The sequence below is a fragment of the Streptomyces sp. NPDC050508 genome (assembly GCF_040655155.1).
GTDB lineage: Bacteria > Actinomycetota > Actinomycetes > Streptomycetales > Streptomycetaceae > Streptomyces.
The window spans coordinates 465,026-481,567 of record NZ_JBFAJJ010000001.1 but is presented as its reverse complement, the minus strand read 5'-3'; the positions used below and the strand labels follow the sequence as shown (position 1 = coordinate 481,567).

Genomic DNA, 16,542 nt, shown 5'->3' with positions numbered 1-16,542 from the left:
CCTGTGACCATGCAGGATGCGTCGATGGTCGGGCTGATGGGGCGGGTCACCGGGACGGTCGGGCCCGGGCTCGTCGGCGAGGTGATCGTCCGGGTGCGCGGGGGCGCCGAGCACTTCCTCGCGTACGCCGCCACGGGCACGGACCGGATCGAGCGCGGCACCGTGGTGATGGTGGTGGAGTACCTGCCGCCGAGGACCGTCTACGTGACGCAGGCATACGACAGTTGAGCCGCCTCCGCCGCAGGTGAGAGCGTTTCAGAGGCATATGCGTCAAGATTGCAACAAGGATCCGTCAGCGTCTGTACCCCGCTGTCGCGCAGGAGCACACTCCCTTCGTTCGGTGCCGAAAGGGCACCATCAAAAGGGGGCGTATGCCGATGGTCATCGGCGTCGTAGCGGGGGTGGCGCTTGTCGCCGTTCTCGCACTGATAGGCCTGTTCAAGTCGATGTGGCGGGTCGCGGAGCCGAACGAGGCACTCATCATCTCGGGTTCCAAGCACCGTACCGAAGGCCTTGAAGAAGGCATGGGGTTCCGCATCGTCACGGGGCGCGGCACGCTGGTGCTGCCCGGTGTGCAGGCGGTGCGCAAGATCTCGCTGGACCTCAACGAGACCGAGCTGCACGTGGATTGTGTGACCACGCAGGGCATTCCGCTCAAGGTGCGGGGCGTGGTCATCTTCAAGGTGGGCGACGACTTCGTGTCGATCGCCAACGCGGGACGGCGTTTCCTCGACCAGCAGAAGATGATGTCGGAGCGGGTGCACAACGTGTTCGCCGGTCATCTCCGGTCCATCGTGGGCGGGTTGACGGTCGAGGACATGATCCGCGACCGGGAGAAGCTGACGGGGCAGACCCGTGCCGCCTGCGGTACGGAGATGGAGAAGCTGGGTCTGATCGTGGACTCGCTGCAGATCCACGAGATCGAGGACCCGACCGGCTACATCAAGAACCTCGCGATGCCGCACGCCGCCGCCGTACAGCGGGACGCGCGCATCGCGCAGGCCGAGGCCAACCGTCTTGCCACCGAGGCCGAACAGAAGGCCGCGGCGCGGATGTCGGAGGCCACCCGGGACAGCGAGATCCTGCAGGCCGGCTACCAGGCCGAGCGCGACAAGGCGGCGGCGAAGGCCAGGCAGGCCGGACCGCTCGCGGACGCCGCCGCCCGGCAGGACGTCGTCGTACAGGAGACCCGGATCGCCGAACTCGACGCCCTGCGGCGGGAACAGCAGCTCCAGGCGGACGTCCGCAAGCCCGCGGACGCCCAGGCGTACGAGACGAGGGCCCGCGCCGAGGCCGAGCGCGACGCACGGATCTCCGCGGCTCAAGCCAAGGCCAAGGAGACCGAGTTGGCGGCCGAGGCCGAGGCGAACCGGATCAAGACGGCCGCGAACGCCGAGGCCGAGGCGACCCAGGCACGAGGTGTGGCCGCCGCGACGGCCACCAGGGCCACCGGTGAGGCCGAGGCTGCCACCGCGCAGGCGAAGGGGCTCGCCGCCGCCGAGGCGACACGGGCCCAGGGTCTCGCCGAGGCGGAGGCCATCAAGGCGCGGGCCGCTGCTCTCGCCGAGAACCAGGAGGCCGTGGTCGCGCAGCAACTCGCGGAGAACTGGCCGGAGATCGTGAAGGCCGGCGCGTCCGCGTTCGGCAGCGTCGACAACATGGTGGTCCTCAACGGGGCCGACGGCATGGCGGAGATGCTCGCCAAGGCGCTCACGATGGGCGGCACGGGACTCGGTCTGGCCCGCCAGCTGCTCTCCTCGATGAACCAGAACGGACAGACCCCGAGCGGGACTTCGGCCCTGAACGGAGTCACGGCTCCGCCGTCGCAGAAGGTGCCGGTGGAGAAGGAGTAGCGGTGATCGTCTGACGGGCGCCCGGCGTCCGAGGTCACGGAGGCACGTTCTAAGGTGCCTCCGTGACCGCCTTTACCGATGAGAACGTTCCGGGCCGCTTCGGCCCCTCCGCCACGACCGAGGCCGACCCGCGTGAGGTCGGCAAGGTCCGTACCGAGTACTCCCCCGCGCACGACGGCGACCCGGACCCCGGTGAGATCGTCTGGACCTGGGTGCCGTTCGAGGAGAACGACGGCCGGGGCAAGGACCGCCCGGTCCTCGTGGTGGCCCGTGAGCACGGCGGGACCCTGCTCGCCGTCCAGCTGTCGAGCAAGCGCCATGACGGCGACCGCGAGTGGGTGGCGATCGGCAGCGGCCCGTGGGACAAGTCCGGGCGCGACTCGTGGGTCGACGTGGACCGCGTCCTGCGCCTGCACGAGGACGGCATGCGCCGCGAGGCCTGCGCGATCGACCAGATGCGCTTCAATCTCGTCCGGCACCGGCTGCACGAGCGCTACGGCTGGACCTGAGCGACTAGCCCTGCTGGAGCTGACGCTCCGGAAAGGCTCGTACGAAGGCGTCCCGGACCGTGGCACCCGGCGTGCGGTCCAGGACTCCGAACACCACGTGCTCGAAGGCCGCGGCGAATCGCCCGCCCGGCCCGAGCAGCGTGCGGAAGGCGCCCGCGACCTGCGCCGGGTCGTTCCGGAAGACCCCGCAGCCCCAGGCGCCCAGGACCAGCCGCCGGTAGCCGTGCGACACGGCCGTCTCCAGCACCCGCTCCGCCCGTACGGCGACGGCGTGCGGCAGCTCTGCCGCGCGCTCCGGCGCCGTGCGCAGGACGACCCCGGCGTTCGGCGCGGCGGCGGTCAGGAATCCGGCGGTGTACGGCTCGTCGAGGAGCCGTCCCTTGTCGTCGCGGAAGACGGGGACGGCCGGTGAGTGGATGACGCGGTCCGTGTAGAACGGGTCGCGGTGGGCGCGGTGATGGTCGTAGAAACCTCGGGCCTCAAGCAGGCACGTGTACAGGGCGGAGGCTCGGCACAGGGCCTCTTCCTGGGCCTGCGCGCCGTTGAGGAAGCCGCCGCCGGGATTGCGGGCGGAGGCGAAGTTCAGGACGGCGACCGGGCCGGTCAGTCGGCGGGCGGCCTCCAGGCTGCTCTCGCCGGTGACCTCGAAGAGCGTCTCCACGGGCGAGAACGGTGGTGTCCGCACCGGTTCCGGTCCGTACAGGCGCGTGCCCGCGCGGGCCGCCTCCGTCTCGTCGGCGATGGACACCTCGTGCCCGTCCGCCGCGCGGTAGCTCCCGGCCGCGACGATCTGCTCGGTCTGCTGCGCGATGCCGCGCAGGCGCGCGCTCATGGCATAACCCCCGTGTACGCCATGGGCGCACGCCCCGCGACCTCCCCCGTGATCTCCCCCGTCGTGCTCATATACGCATCCTGAGCGATGCTGGTCGTGCGATGCAACGGAGTTTCCGGGCCCCGCGAACGGCCGGCGAACCAGAGATTACGGATCCCGAACGTGCCGATACGCACCCTTGTGCGAATCGACGCGAGGGTCTTGGGTGGGACGAGTGTGCCGGCCCGGAACCCTTCCGACACCTGGCCGGTGGCATGGTGGAATCTCAGGAGGATCCCGACATGTCCGATACGGCAAGTGACTGTAGCGACTGTACGGAGCCCCGTACCGCGGTCACCGAACCCGAGGTGGAAGCCCTGGTCAGGGGCATCTGCTTCAAGACCGGTCCGCCCCGAACGCTCGGGGTCGAAGTGGAATGGCTCGTCCACGAGCTGCGCCTGCCGCAGCTCCCCGTGACACCCGAACGACTGGAAGCGGCGTACGCCGCTCTGAAGACCGTGCACCTGAGGTCGGCGCTCACCGTAGAGCCCGGCGGCCAGCTGGAACTCAGCTCGTCGCCCGCCGCCTCCCTGATGGAGTGCATCGGTACCGTCTCCCAGGATCTCGACACCGTCCGGGCCGTGCTGCGCCGCGACAACCTGGGGCTGGTCGGCGTCGGCCACGATCCCTGGCACCCGCCGCGCCGGTTCCTGCACGAGCCGCGCTACGACGCCATGGAGCGCTGCCTCGACCGCACCGGCAGCGCGGGCCGCCGCATGATGTGCACCTCGGCGTCCGTGCAGGTGTGCCTGGACGCCGGTTACGAGGAGCCGGGTCCGCTCGGCCTCGGGCGGCGCTGGTGGCTTGCGCATCAGCTGGGCGCGGTCCTGGTGGCCGCGTTCGCCAACTCCCCGCTGGTCGGCCGCAGCCCCACCGGCTGGCGCTCCACCCGACAGTTGATCTGGATGGAGATCGGCCCCGGCCGTGCGGGCGGACCCCCACTGGACGCGGAACCGCGCGACGCCTGGACCGACCACGTCCTGGACTCGCCGGTGATGTGCATACGGCAGGACAGCGGCCCGTGGGACGTGCCCGAGGGGCTGACCTTCCGGGAGTGGATCAGGTCGGGGGCGCCCCGGCCGCCGACCCGCGAGGACCTCGACTACCACGTCACGACACTGTTCCCACCGGTCAGGCCGCGTGGCCATCTCGAACTGCGCATGATCGACGCGCAGCCCGGGGACGACGGCTGGATCGTGCCGCTGGCCGTGACGACGGCGCTGTTCGACGACCCCGAGGCCGCCGAGACCGCCTACCGGGCCGTGAAGCCGCTGGCCGAGCGGACCCAGGGGCTGCCCGCGCCGCACAATCCGCTGTGGATCGACGCGGCCCGCTACGGACTGTCCGACCCGGAGCTGCAGGAGGTCGCCCTCGTCTGCTTCGCGGCGGCGCTGGAGGCCCTGCCCCGGCTCGGCGCCACAGCCGAGGTCACGGACGCCGTCCGCGCCTACTTCGACCGCTATGTCGTCCGGGGCCGCTGCCCCGCCGACGATCTGCTCGACCGCGTGCGTGGCACGGACAGCCGCCCGCACGGGAAGGACATCCGCACATGACCGACGCCGACACCGCCGCCGACACCTCTGCTGACATCGATATCGAGGCGCTCAGGCAACGGGCGTTGACCACCCTGACCACGGCCCGGGACCGCACCACGCTCCTGACGAGCTGTGTGGACGAGCCCGAACTCACCGCCCAGGTCTCGCCGTTGATGTCCCCGCTGGTCTGGGACCTCGCACACATCGGCAACCAGGAAGAACTGTGGCTGCTGCGGGCCGTCGGCGGCCGGGACGCGATGCGGCCCGACATCGACGGCCTCTACGACGCGTTCGAGCACCCGCGCTCCGAACGCCCCTCGCTGCCGCTGCTGCCGCCCGCGGAGGCCCGGCAGTACGCGGCCGAGGTGCGCGGCCGGGTCACGGACGTACTGGAGAGCCACGCCTTCCGCGGGACGCGACTCACCGAGATGGGCTTCGCCTTCGGGATGGTCGCCCAGCACGAACAGCAGCATGACGAAACGATGTTGATCACCCATCAGCTCCGCACGGGCCCGCAGGCGTTGACCGCCCCTGACCCGGAGCCGGTCCCGCTGTTCACCGGCCCGTCCGAAGTCCTCGTCCCCGGCGGCCCGTTCACGATGGGCACCTCCACCGAGCCGTGGGCACTGGACAACGAACGGCCCGCGCACCGCCGCGAGGTGGCCCCGTTCTACATCGACACGACCCCGGTGACGAACGGCGCGTATCTGGCGTTCATCGAGGACGGCGGCTACGACGACCCGCGCTGGTGGACGAAGGAGGGCTGGGCGCACATCCGCCGCAACTCCCTTACGGCGCCGGGGTTCTGGCGCCGAGAGGCGGGCCAGTGGCTGCGGCGCCGGTTCGGCGTCACGGAGGTCGTACCGCAGGACGAGCCCGTGGTCCACGTGTGCTGGTACGAGGCCGACGCCTACGCCCGCTGGGCCGGACGCCGGCTGCCCACCGAGGCCGAGTGGGAGAAGGCGGCCCGGCACGACCCGACGGCCGACCGCTCGATGCGCTACCCGTGGGGCGACGCCGACCCGGCCCCCGAGCATGCCAACCTCGGCCAACGCCACCTGCGCCCGGCCCCCGCCGGAAGCTATCCCGAAGGCGAATCACCGCTCGGCGTACGCCAGTTGATCGGTGACGTGTGGGAGTGGACGTCGAGCGACTTCCTGCCGTACCCGGGGTTCAAGGCGTTCCCGTACAAGGAGTACTCGGAGGTGTTCTTCGGCCCGGAGTACAAGGTGCTGCGGGGCGGCTCGTTCGCGGTGGACGAGGTGGCCTGCCGGGGCACGTTCCGCAACTGGGACTATCCGATCCGGCGGCAGATCTTCTCCGGCTTCCGTACGGCCCGCTCGGGAGCCGTCTGATGTGCCGTCACCTGGCGTACCTGGGACCCGAGGAGCCGCTCGGCCGACTCCTCGTGGACCCCGCGCACAGCCTGTACCGCCAGTCCTGGGAGCCTCGACGCCAGCGGCACGGGACGGTCAACGCCGATGGTTTCGGGGTGGGTTGGTACGCGGAGGGCGACCCGGTGCCGGGCCGCTACCGGCGGGCCGTACCCATCTGGGGCGACCAGTCCTTCGCCGACCTGGCCCGCGTGGTCCGTTCGGGGGCGCTGCTGGCCGCCGTACGGGACGCGACGTTCGCGGGCGCGGACGGGGAGGCCGCGGCGGCGCCGTTCGCCGCGGGCCCCTGGCTGTTCAGCCACAACGGCGCGGTCACCGGCTGGCCCCGGACACTGGCGGCCCTGGCCCAACGCCTGCCGCCGGTGGACCTGTTGTCCCTGGACGCCCGCTGCGACTCGGCGTTCGTCTGGGCATTGGTCCTGAGCCGGCTGCGGGCCGGTGACGCGGAGGGCCAGGCGCTGGCCGACACGGTGACGGAGGTCGCTCATGCGGCCCCCGGCTCCCGCCTCAACCTCCTTCTCACCAACGGCGAGGCGATCGCCGCCACGGCTTGGGGCGACAGCCTCTGGTACCTCTCGGAGCCCGGCCGCCGCACGGTCGTGGCCTCCGAGCCCTACGACGACGACCCGAACTGGCAGGAGGCCCCCGACCGCACTCTGCTCACCGCAACCCGCACCGAGGTCCTCCTGACTCCGTTGAAGGACCTAGCAGCCGCACCATCGAAGGAGCCCCGCACGTGAGCCCGTTCCTTCTCACCCGCACCCTGCCCGAGGACGCCACCGACGCGGCCCTGCGCGCCGACGTCCTGGAGGGCCTCACCCGCACCCCGAAGACGCTCCCGCCGAAGTGGTTCTACGACGCCCACGGCAGCGAACTCTTCGAGCAGATAACCGAGTTGCCCGAGTACTACCCCACGCGCGCCGAGCGGGAGATCCTCGTCGACCGGGCCGGCGAGATCGCCGCGGCGACCGGCGCCCGCACGCTCGTCGAACTGGGCTCCGGCTCCTCGGACAAGACGCGCCACCTGCTGGACGCGCTGACCGGCCTGGCCGTGTACGTCCCGGTCGATGTCAGCGAGAGCGCGCTCACCCAGGCCGGGCACGCCCTCATCGAGGAGCGGCCGGGTCTCGACGTGCATGCCCTGATCGCCGACTTCACCGGGGACCTCACCCTGCCGGAGACACCAGGCCCGCGCCTGCTGGCGTTCCTGGGCGGCACGATCGGCAACCTGCTCCCGGCGGAACGCGCCACGTTCTTCGCCGGCCTGCGCTCACTCCTCTCCCCCGGCGACGCGCTGCTGCTCGGCACGGACCTGGTGAAGGACGAGCAGGTCCTGGTCAGGGCGTACGACGACGCGGCCGGGGTGACGGCCGCGTTCAACAAGAACGTCCTGACCGTGGTCGACCGCGAGCTCGGCGCCGATTTCGACGCCGCCGCCTTCGACCACGTGGCCCTCTGGGACACGGACAACGAGTGGATCGAGATGCGGCTGCGCTCCCGCACGGACCAGACCGTGAAGATCCCCGCGCTCGATCTCGCCGTCGACTTCACGGCCGGTGAGGAACTCCGCACCGAGATCTCGGCGAAGTTCCGCAAGGAGGGCGTGCGGTCCGAACTGGCGGCGACCGGGCTGGAGTTGACCCACTGGTGGACCGACCGGGAAGGACGCTTCGCGCTGTCGCTCAGCGTGGTGCGCTGACGGCGGGTGACGGGCCGTCTCGCGCACTGCCGCGCCTTGGGGCACGGTGGAGTTCGGAGTGACGCGTGACGCGCCCGTCACGGCCGAGAGGAGTACCCGCATGTCCAACCACACGTACCGGGTCACCGAAATCGTCGGGACCTCTCACGAGGGCATCGACCAGGCGATCCGCAACGGCGTCGCCCGCGCCGCGCAGACCCTGCGCAGCCTGGACTGGTTCGAGGTGACGCAGGTCAGGGGCCAGATCGAGAACGGACAGATCGAGCACTTCCAGGTCGGCCTGAAGGTCGGCTTCCGCATCGAGGACGAGGACTGACAGCCGCAACGGCGAGAGCCCTCAGGTCCGGCCCTCCCCCTCCTGTGCCGCCTCCAGCGCGGCGGAGGGGGCGGTCCAGCGGGCCCGTACGACCCTGAACCCGGCCCGTTCGGCGTCGTCGCAGACCAGTTCGTCGTCGTCCACGAGGACCCGGATATCGCGGTCGCGGGCGAGCCGCTTGAGCTTCTCCAGCTTGGTGCGCCGGGCGGGCCTGCGGTCGTCGTTGCGCCGCATGAAGACGCGCCCCTCGGGCAGCCCCTGCGCGGCGAGCCAGGCGAGCGTGTCAGGTCGGCAGCGCTCCGGCCGCCCGGTCAGGTACACGACCTCGCACTCTTCGGCGCACTCCAGCGCGAGCGCGACGCCGTCGGCCAACGGCGGGTCCTGCGGCGCGGCACCGAAGAAGCCGTCCCAGTCGCGCGGCTTGTTCTCCAGGAACCGCTGCCGGTGCGCCGTATCGGCGAGGGTGTTGTCGAGGTCGAACACGGCGAGCGGGCGCTTGTTGTCGGCAGTCACCCGCCCACCCTAAACAGCCGGGCCCGCCACCCCGGCAACGGCCCGCAAGAGGCCTGGCCTCATGCTTCTTGCATGTCTGCCGCCACTCCCGCCCCCCGTACGTTCCTCATCGGCGCCGCCCGTGAGCGGCCCTGCACCCTGGTCGTATGCCGGGGCTGCTGCTGCGGCGACCCGCGCAAGCACCCCGGCACCGACCACGCCTGGCAGCTGGAACGGCTGCGGTCCGGCGCCGCCGAGCACGGTTTCGCCGTCCGTACGACGGACTGCCTGGGCCCCTGCGACCAGGCCAACGTGATCGTGGTCCAGCCGTCGGCCGCGGGGCGTCGGGCCGGTGGGCGGCCGACCTGGGTCGGGTTCGCGATGGACGACGACTGTACGGAGGAAGTGCTGGAGTGGGCGGCGGCGGGCGGGCCGGGGCTCGCGGAGCCGCCCGTCACCCTGGAGCTGCAGTTCATCGCCCCGCCCCGGGACGCACGCGTCCGGTCCCGGCGGTGAGAGCCGTGCACGCAACCCCCGATTGTTAATGGGATCCATTTTCATATAGCGTCCTCGGTGCCTGCCCGCCCACCGAGGAGGAATCCCCATGGCCGTCCCCAAACGGAAGATGTCCCGCAGCAACACCCGCCACCGCCGCGCCCAGTGGAAGGCCACGGCGCCCGCTCTCGTGCCGGTCACCGTCGACGGCGTACGCCACCTCGTCCCACAGCGGCTGGCGAAGGCGTACGAGCGCGGGCTGCTGCGCCCCGAGGACTGACCGGCACGGGAATGCCGGGGCCTCCCGGGCGTTGAAGTGGACGTGAGCTCCGTGATCGCCTCGACCCCGTTCTCCGTCCTCGACCGCTCCCGCACCCGCGAGGGGCACCCGCCCGCCGAGGCGCTGCGCGACACCGTGCGGCTGGCGCGGGAGGTCGAGGAGCTGGGCTATCACCGGTTCTGGGTGTCGGAGCACCACGGCGTGCCCGGGGTCGCCGGTTCCGCGCCGACCGTGCTGGCCGCCGCCGTCGCCTCGGCCACCCGGAGCATCCGGGTCGGGACGGGCGGGGTGATGCTGCCCAACCACCAACCCCTGGTCGTGGCCGAGCAGTTCGGCGTACTGGAGTCGCTGTTCCCGGGCCGGATCGACATGGGGCTCGGCCGCTCGGTGGGCTTCACCGACGGCGTGCGCAAGGCGCTGGGCCGCGACAAGGACGACGCCGACGACTTCGCCGGGCAACTCGACGAACTCCTCGACTGGTTCCGGGGTACGTCACCCACGGGCGCGCACGCACGGCCCTCCGAGGGCCTGAGCGTGCCGCCGTTCGTGCTCGCGATGGGCGAGGGCGCCGACATCGCGGCCCGGGCCGGTCTGCCGATGGTGATCGGCGACCTTCGCAACCGGGAGAAGATGCGGCGCGGAATCGACCACTACCGCGCCGGCTTCCGGCCCTCCCCGTGGGCCGCGAACCCGTACGTCGTCATCTCCGGCACGATCGCCGTCGCCGCCACCCCCGAGGCTGCCCGCCGACTCCTCGTCCCGGAGGCCTGGTCGATGGCGTACTCGCGCACCCACGGCACCTTCCCGCCACTGCCACCCGCCGAGCGCGTGGAGCAACTTCCCATGACCGACAAGGAGTTCGGCTTCTACGAGGCCGGACTCGCCGGACAGCTCGCGGGCACCGAGGAACAGGTGGCCCACGAGCTGGAGACGGTGCTGAAGGAGACGGGGGCCGACGAGGTCCTCGTCACCACCAGCACCTACGACTGCGAGGCCCTGCTGGACTCCTACCGGCGGCTCGCCTCGCTCATGGCGTGAGCACCATCCGGAAGCGCGCCGCGCCGGACAGCATCCGCTGGTAGGCCTCGCCGGCCTGGTCCAGGGGCACCGTCTCCACCATCGGACGGATGTTGTGCAGCGCGCTGAAGGCCAGGGTGTCCTGCACGTCCTGCGCGGTGCCGGACGGATGGCCCCGAACCACCTTGGCGCTCATGAGCAGTTGGAGCGGGCTGATCCCCAACGGCGCGGTGTCCGCCCCGATGACGACCAGCTCGCCACGGTGCCTCAGCCCCTCCACGGTCGCCGTGGCGGCGTCGGCGTTGCCCGCCGTGGCCAGTACGACCTTGGCGCCGCCGAGTGCCTTCAGCGCGTCCGCGACGTCGGTGTCCGCCGTGCTGTCGACGTAGTGGTGCGCGCCCAACTGTTTGGCGAAATCGGCCTTTTCGGGACCTCGCGCGATCGCCACGGTCTCGAATCCCATCGCGACCGCGTACTGCACGCCCAGGTGGCCGAGGCCACCGAGTCCGAGTACGGCCACCAGGTCTCCCGGTCCTGCCGAACTGCGCCGCAGCCCGTTGAAGGTGGTCACGCCCGCACACCCCATGGGCGCGGCGGCGCTCGCCGACAGCCCCTCCGGGATCCGGGCGAGTGCGTCGACCGGCGCCACGGTCATCTCCGCGAAGCCTCCGTCGTACGCCCAGCCGGGCACCTTCAGGTTCTCGCAGACGATGAAGTCGCCCTGCCTGCACGGGGTGCAGTGGCCGCAGCTGCCGCCGAACCAGCCGACGGACACCCGGTCGCCGACCCGCCAGCCGCTGTCCGAGGCACCCTCGCCGAGCGCGTCGATGTGCCCGGCGATCTCGTGCCCGGTGACGAGCGGGAACCGTACGCCCGGCACTCCGGCGTTCACGAAGAAGGTGTCGCTGTGGCAGATCCCGCAGGCTTCCACGGCGATCCGCACATGGCCCGGTCCCGGCTCCGGCACGTCTCGCTCTACGATCGTGAACTCGCCGCCGGCCGCGCCCACTTGCGCGACTCGATAACTGCTCATGCCTGTCTCCCAGAGGGGTGCGAATGCGGCTCGGCTAGTGCTCGGCCGCCTGGCGTGCCCTGATCTCGATCGTGCCGTCGCTCGCGTCGACCAACGCCCGGTCGCCCGCGTTGAGTTCACCGGCGAGCAGCATGTCGGCGAGCCGGTCGTCGACCTCGCGCTGGATGGTGCGGCGCAACGGGCGGGCGCCGAAGTCGGGTTGGTAACCGAGGTTCGCGAGCAGGTCCGCTGCCGCGTCCGTGACCTCCAGGGTGACGTCCTGGGCGTGCAGCCTGCGCCGGGTGTGTTCCAGCAACAGGTCGACGATGTCGCGCAGTTGGGCGCGTTCCAGGCCGCGGAAGACGATGATCTCGTCGATGCGGTTGAGGAACTCGGGGCGGAAGTGCTGGTTCAGGACCGGCATCACCGTCTCGCGGACCTTGGCGTAGTCGTCGACGCCCGCCGCGAGGATGCGGTCGGCGCCGATGTTGGACGTCATGATGACGACGGTGTTCTTGAAGTCGACCGTGCGGCCCTGCGAGTCGGTGAGCCGTCCGTCGTCGAGGAGTTGCAGCAGCGTGTTGAAGACGTCGGGGTGCGCCTTCTCGACCTCGTCGAGCAGCAGCACGGCGTACGGCTGCCTGCGGACTGCCTCGGTGAGCTGACCGGCCTCCTCGTGGCCGACGTATCCGGGAGGCGCGCCGACCAGGCGGGAGACGGTGTGCCGCTCCTGGAACTCGCTCATGTCGAGCCGGATCATGCGGCTCTCGTCGCCGAAGAGAGCGGCGGCGAGGGCGCGGGCGAGTTCCGTCTTGCCGACGCCGGTAGGGCCGAGGAAGAGGAAGCTGCCGATGGGCCGGTTCGGGTCGCTCATGCCGGCCCGGGCGCGGCGTACCGCGCGGGCGACGGCGGTGATGGCCTCGTCCTGCCCGACGACCCGCTCGTGGAGGTGCTCCTCCAGCTTCATCAGCCGGGCGCGTTCCTCCTCGGTGAGCTGGGCGACAGGGATGCCGGTGGTGCGGGAGACGACCTCGGCGATGTCCTCGGCGGTGACCTTGGGCGCCTGCTCCTCCGCCGAGCCGCCCGCCTTCAGCTCGGCCTCGGTGTCCTTGATCCGGTCGCGGAGTTCCTTGGCCCGCTCGTACTCCTCGTCGGCGACCGCCTGATCCTTCTCCCGGTTGAGGGCGGCCAGCCGATCCTCGACCTCGCGGTTGTCGGGCAGCGGGGTCTTGGCGCGCAGCCGTACCCGTGCCGCGGCCTGGTCCATCAGGTCGATGGCCTTGTCGGGCAGGAAGCGGGCGGTGATGTAGCGGTCGGACAGTTCGGCCGCCGCGACGACCGCCTCGTCGGTGATACGGACCTGGTGGTGGGCCTCGTAGCGGTCGCGCAGGCCGCGCAGGATCTCGATGGTGTCGTCGACGGTCGGTTCGCCGATCAGGATGGGCGCGAAGCGGCGCTCCAACGCGGAGTCCTTCTCGATGTACTTGCGGTACTCGTCGACGGTGGTGGCACCGATGAGGTGCAACTGCCCGCGGGCCAGGGCGGGTTTGAGCATGTTGCCCGCGTCCAGGGCACCGTCCCCACCTCCACCCGCACCGACGACGGTGTGCAACTCGTCCAGGAACAGCACCAGTTCGTCGCTGTGCTCGCTCACCTCGTCAAGGAGCTTCTTCAACCGCTCCTCGAACTCGCCCCGGTACTTGGTGCCGGCGACCATCCCGGCCAGGTCCAGCGACACGAGCCGCTTGCCCGCCAGGGTCTTCGGTACGTCACCGGCGACGATGCGCTGGGCGATGCCCTCGACGACGGCGGTCTTGCCGACACCGGGGTCGCCGATGAGGACGGGGTTGTTCTTGCTGCGCCGGGACAGCACCTCGATGGTCTGCTCGACCTCCTCGTCCCGCCCGATCACCGGGTCGAGCCGCCCGGCGCGGGCGTCCTCGGTGAGGTCACGCCCGTACTCGTCGACGGTGGGCGTGCTGCTGGGCCGCTTCCGCTCGGGCTCGGCACCGGTGGGCACCCGGTCGCCCTCCCAGCCGCTGCCCGCGAGGGCCTGCCCTGCCGCCGACTCGGGGTTCGCGGCCAGGGCCCGCAGCAGGTGTTCGGGGCCGATGTACGAGGAGTCCTCGGCACGCGAGATCCGGTACGCGTCGAGCAGGGCCCGCTTGGCCGCCGGGGTGAGCGTGGTGGGTTCGGTCTTCGGGCCGCCGTCCGCGCCGGCGGTCAGCCGCTCCCGGATCCGGTCGGGGTCCGCGCCCGCCTCGGTGAGCAGCCGTCGGGTCGAGTCCTGCTCGGTGGCGGCGGCGAGCAGATGCCGGGCATCCAGTTCCTCACTGCCCTCGACGGCGGCGATGTCCCGCGCCTGGGCCACCAGCTCACGGGCCCGTTCGGAGAGAAGACTCCCGATGTCGACGCGCTGGGCCCGGCGTGCCGGTGACGCCGGCCCCGAACCGCCGAAATACCGGGACATCAGCTCGTCGAATTCCTCGAAGGGGCTGCGTCCGAAACCGAATCCGGGAGTGCTCATGACCACGGACCTTCCGTGCGGCGACTGTGCGGCTACTGACATCCGTGTCTTCCAACGTGGCACAGCGCGGACGCCCCCGCACCCCCGCAGGTCACCGGGCGGCACACGGCGTGCTCGCATAGACTCGCCGGGTCATGCACAGCCCCGGCACCCCCCGCACCCCCTACGTCCCCGACTCCTACGTCCGTGTCCGCGACGCCCGCGAGCACAATCTCCAGGGCGTCGACGTCGACATCCCGCGGGACGTGTTGACCGTGTTCACAGGCGTCTCCGGCTCCGGAAAGTCGTCCCTCGCGTTCGGCACGATCTACGCGGAGGCCCAGCGCCGCTACTTCGAGTCCGTGGCGCCGTACGCCCGCAGACTGATCCACCAGGTGGGCGCGCCGAAGGTAGGCGAGATCACCGGCCTGCCCCCGGCGGTCTCCCTCCAGCAACGCCGCTCGACCCCCACCTCCCGCTCCTCGGTGGGCACGGTCACCAACCTCTCCAACTCCCTCCGGATGCTGTTCTCCCGCGCCGGCGACTACCCGCCCGGCGCCGAACGCCTCGACTCGGACGCCTTCTCCCCCAATACGGCGGCGGGCGCGTGCCCGGAGTGCCACGGCCTCGGCCGAGTCCACCGCACAACCGAGGCATCCCTCGTCCCCGACCCCTCGCTGTCGATCCGCGAGGGCGCGATCGCCGCGTGGCCGGGCGCCTGGCAGGGCAAGAACCTGCGCGACATCCTCGACACCCTCGGCTACGACGTGGACGTGCCGTGGCGCGAACTCCCCGGCGCCGAACGGGAGTGGATCCTGTTCACGGACGAACAACCGGTGGTGACGGTCCACCCGGTCCGGGACGCGGACCGCATCCAACGCCCGTACCAGGGCACGTACATGAGCGCCCACCGCTACGTCATGAAGACGTTCTCGGACACGAAGAGCCCCACCCTCCGCACCAAGGCGGAACGCTTCCTGACCAGCGCCCCCTGCCCGGTCTGCGGAGGCAGCAGACTGCGTGCCGAGTCCCTGGCGGTGACCGTCGCGGGCCGCACGATCGCCGACCTGGCCGCACTGCCGCTTGCGGAGTTGGCGGGCACGCTCAACGGCACATCGGAAGCGGCACGCGTCCTGACCGAGGACCTCACCTCCCGCATCGCCCCGATCCTCGAACTGGGCCTCGGCTACCTCAGCCTGGACCGCGCGACCCCCACCCTCTCGGCGGGCGAGCTGCAACGGCTGCGCCTGGCAACGCAGTTGAGGTCCGGCCTGTTCGGTGTCGTGTACGTCCTCGACGAACCGTCCGCCGGACTGCACCCGGCGGACACGGAGGCCCTGCTCACGGTCCTGGACCGGCTGAAAGCTGCGGGCAACTCGGTGTTCGTGGTGGAGCACCACCTCGACGTCATGCGGGGCGCCGACTGGCTGGTGGACGTGGGTCCGCTGGCCGGTGAGCACGGCGGACGGGTGCTGTACAGCGGACCGGTGGCCGGGCTGGCGGCGGTGGAGGAGTCGGCGACGTCCCGTTTCCTCTTCGACCGCTCCCCCGCTCCCGTACGCGAAGTCCGTGCGCCGCGGGGTGAGTTGAAGGTGGGCCCGGTGACCCGGCACAACCTGCGGGACGTGACGGCGGAGTTCCCGCTCGGCGTGTTCACTGCGGTAACCGGCGTCTCGGGCTCCGGGAAGTCCACGCTGATCGGCGAGATCACGGAGGAACTGGCGGGCGTGGGACGCCTGGTGTCGGTCGACCAGAAACCGATCGGCCGCACCCCACGCTCGAACCTGGCGACGTACACCGGCCTCTTCGACGTCGTGAGAAAGGTCTTCGCGGCCACGGACGAGGCCCGCCACCGGGGTTACGGCGTGGGCCGGTTCTCCTTCAACGTGGCGGGAGGCCGCTGCGAGACCTGCCAGGGCGAGGGCTTCGTCAGCGTGGAGCTGCTCTTCCTGCCGAGCACCTATACCCCCTGCCCGGACTGCGGCGGGGCCCGCTACAACCCCGAGACACTCCAAGTGACGTACCGGGGACGGAACATCGCGGAGGTCCTCGACCTGACGGTGGAGGGCGCGGCGGAGTTCTTCGCGGACACTCCGGCCGTGTCCCGCAGCCTGACCGCGCTGCTGGACGTGGGCCTCGGTTACCTGCACCTGGGCCAACCCGCCACGGAGTTGTCCGGCGGCGAGGCCCAACGCATCAAGCTGGCCACCGAGTTGCAACGCGGCCGACGCGGCCACACCCTCTACCTCCTGGACGAACCGACAACCGGCCTCCACCCGGCCGATGTCGAGGTCCTCCTCCGCCAACTCCACGGCCTCGTCGACGCGGGCCACACCGTGGTGGTGGTCGAACACGACATGGCGGTGGTGGCAGGGGCGGACTGGGTGATCGACTTGGGCCCGGGGGGAGGAGAAAAGGGCGGGAGGATCGTGGCGGCGGGCCCGCCGAGGAATGTGGCACAGGCGAGCGGAAGCGCAACGGCCCCCTATCTGGCAAACGCGCTCGCGTAAGCTGCCCTGTTTTTAGGGGCGCGGGGCTGTATCAATTTGCGGCTCCGCCGCGT

General features: G+C 71.1%; 16 protein-coding genes. 12 read left to right on the top strand and 4 right to left on the bottom strand.

Annotation, left to right across the window (positions count from 1 at the left end; translation table 11 throughout):
* Window positions 1–9 precede the first annotated feature (9 nt).
* From AB0I69_RS02150 to AB0I69_RS02140, 3 genes are all read left to right on the top strand, one after another.
* Window positions 10–228, top strand: coding sequence for a hypothetical protein (locus AB0I69_RS02150; protein WP_234444330.1), 219 nt, complete (start codon window positions 10–12; stop codon window positions 226–228).
* A gap of 143 nt (window positions 229–371) precedes the next feature.
* Entirely contained in the window at window positions 372–1,853 is a 1,482-nt protein-coding gene (locus AB0I69_RS02145) for an SPFH domain-containing protein (protein WP_363093561.1), read from the top strand.
* 62 nt (window positions 1,854–1,915) lie between these two features.
* Window positions 1,916–2,362 (top strand): type II toxin-antitoxin system PemK/MazF family toxin, encoded by a 447-nt coding sequence (locus AB0I69_RS02140; RefSeq protein WP_363093560.1) that lies wholly within the window; start codon window positions 1,916–1,918, stop codon window positions 2,360–2,362.
* A 4-nt stretch (window positions 2,363–2,366) separates the two neighbouring features.
* Here AB0I69_RS02140 and AB0I69_RS02135 read toward each other — a convergent pair whose 3' ends face one another.
* A complete protein-coding gene (locus AB0I69_RS02135) occupies window positions 2,367–3,194 on the bottom strand; it encodes a TIGR02452 family protein (RefSeq protein ID WP_363093559.1) in 828 nt (275 codons plus the stop codon).
* Between the two features lie 281 nt (window positions 3,195–3,475).
* Here AB0I69_RS02135 and egtA point away from each other — a divergent pair, with 281 nt between their 5' ends.
* The 5 genes from egtA (at window position 3,476) to AB0I69_RS02110 (ending at window position 8,177) form a co-directional block, all read left to right on the top strand.
* On the top strand, window positions 3,476–4,786 hold the full coding sequence (gene egtA / locus AB0I69_RS02130; RefSeq protein ID WP_363093558.1) for an ergothioneine biosynthesis glutamate--cysteine ligase EgtA: 1,311 nt from the start codon (window positions 3,476–3,478) through the stop codon (window positions 4,784–4,786).
* Window positions 4,783–6,123, top strand: a complete 1,341-nt coding sequence (gene egtB / locus AB0I69_RS02125; protein WP_363093557.1) for an ergothioneine biosynthesis protein EgtB — start codon at window positions 4,783–4,785, stop codon at window positions 6,121–6,123. The genes egtA and egtB overlap by 4 nt, the downstream gene beginning before the upstream one ends.
* The gene (egtC, locus tag AB0I69_RS02120; RefSeq protein WP_363093556.1) at window positions 6,123–6,902 is read left to right on the top strand and encodes an ergothioneine biosynthesis protein EgtC; all 780 of its coding nucleotides are present in this window, start codon (window positions 6,123–6,125) and stop codon (window positions 6,900–6,902) included. The genes egtB and egtC overlap by 1 nt, the downstream gene beginning before the upstream one ends.
* Window positions 6,899–7,861 (top strand): L-histidine N(alpha)-methyltransferase, encoded by a 963-nt coding sequence (egtD, locus tag AB0I69_RS02115; protein ID WP_363093555.1) that lies wholly within the window; start codon window positions 6,899–6,901, stop codon window positions 7,859–7,861. Before egtC ends, egtD begins: the two co-directional genes overlap by 4 nt.
* 100 nt (window positions 7,862–7,961) lie before the next feature.
* A complete protein-coding gene (locus AB0I69_RS02110; RefSeq protein WP_033279016.1) occupies window positions 7,962–8,177 on the top strand; it encodes a dodecin in 216 nt (71 codons plus the stop codon).
* A 21-nt stretch (window positions 8,178–8,198) separates the two neighbouring features.
* Here AB0I69_RS02110 and AB0I69_RS02105 read toward each other — a convergent pair whose 3' ends face one another.
* Complete coding sequence (locus tag AB0I69_RS02105) at window positions 8,199–8,690, bottom strand: hypothetical protein (protein WP_363093554.1); 492 nt, start codon at window positions 8,688–8,690, stop codon at window positions 8,199–8,201.
* 72 nt (window positions 8,691–8,762) lie between these two features.
* Between AB0I69_RS02105 and AB0I69_RS02100 the strand changes: the two genes are divergently transcribed.
* The 3 genes from AB0I69_RS02100 to AB0I69_RS02090 all read left to right on the top strand — a co-directional run bounded on the left by AB0I69_RS02100 (window position 8,763) and on the right by AB0I69_RS02090 (window position 10,482).
* The gene (locus AB0I69_RS02100) at window positions 8,763–9,185 is read left to right on the top strand and encodes a (2Fe-2S) ferredoxin domain-containing protein (RefSeq protein WP_363093553.1); all 423 of its coding nucleotides are present in this window, start codon (window positions 8,763–8,765) and stop codon (window positions 9,183–9,185) included.
* Window positions 9,186–9,273: 88 nt separating this feature from the next.
* Window positions 9,274–9,444, top strand: coding sequence for a 50S ribosomal protein L32 (gene rpmF / locus AB0I69_RS02095; RefSeq protein ID WP_363093552.1), 171 nt, complete (start codon window positions 9,274–9,276; stop codon window positions 9,442–9,444).
* A gap of 42 nt (window positions 9,445–9,486) precedes the next feature.
* Window positions 9,487–10,482 carry an LLM class flavin-dependent oxidoreductase gene (locus tag AB0I69_RS02090; RefSeq protein WP_363093551.1) on the top strand — a complete coding sequence of 332 codons (996 nt, stop codon included), beginning with the start codon at window positions 9,487–9,489 and terminating at the stop codon, window positions 10,480–10,482.
* Here the strand turns inward: AB0I69_RS02090 and AB0I69_RS02085 are convergent.
* Window positions 10,472–11,494: an alcohol dehydrogenase gene (locus AB0I69_RS02085; RefSeq protein WP_363093550.1), complete on the bottom strand. Its 1,023-nt coding sequence runs from the start codon at window positions 11,492–11,494 to the stop codon at window positions 10,472–10,474. The two genes, AB0I69_RS02090 and AB0I69_RS02085, sit on opposite strands and share 11 nt — an antisense overlap.
* A gap of 34 nt (window positions 11,495–11,528) precedes the next feature.
* Window positions 11,529–14,000, bottom strand: coding sequence for an ATP-dependent Clp protease ATP-binding subunit (locus AB0I69_RS02080; RefSeq protein WP_363093549.1), 2,472 nt, complete (start codon window positions 13,998–14,000; stop codon window positions 11,529–11,531).
* Between the two features lie 134 nt (window positions 14,001–14,134).
* Here AB0I69_RS02080 and AB0I69_RS02075 point away from each other — a divergent pair, with 134 nt between their 5' ends.
* A complete protein-coding gene (locus tag AB0I69_RS02075; RefSeq protein WP_363093548.1) occupies window positions 14,135–16,489 on the top strand; it encodes an excinuclease ABC subunit UvrA in 2,355 nt (784 codons plus the stop codon).
* Window positions 16,490–16,542 lie beyond the last annotated feature (53 nt).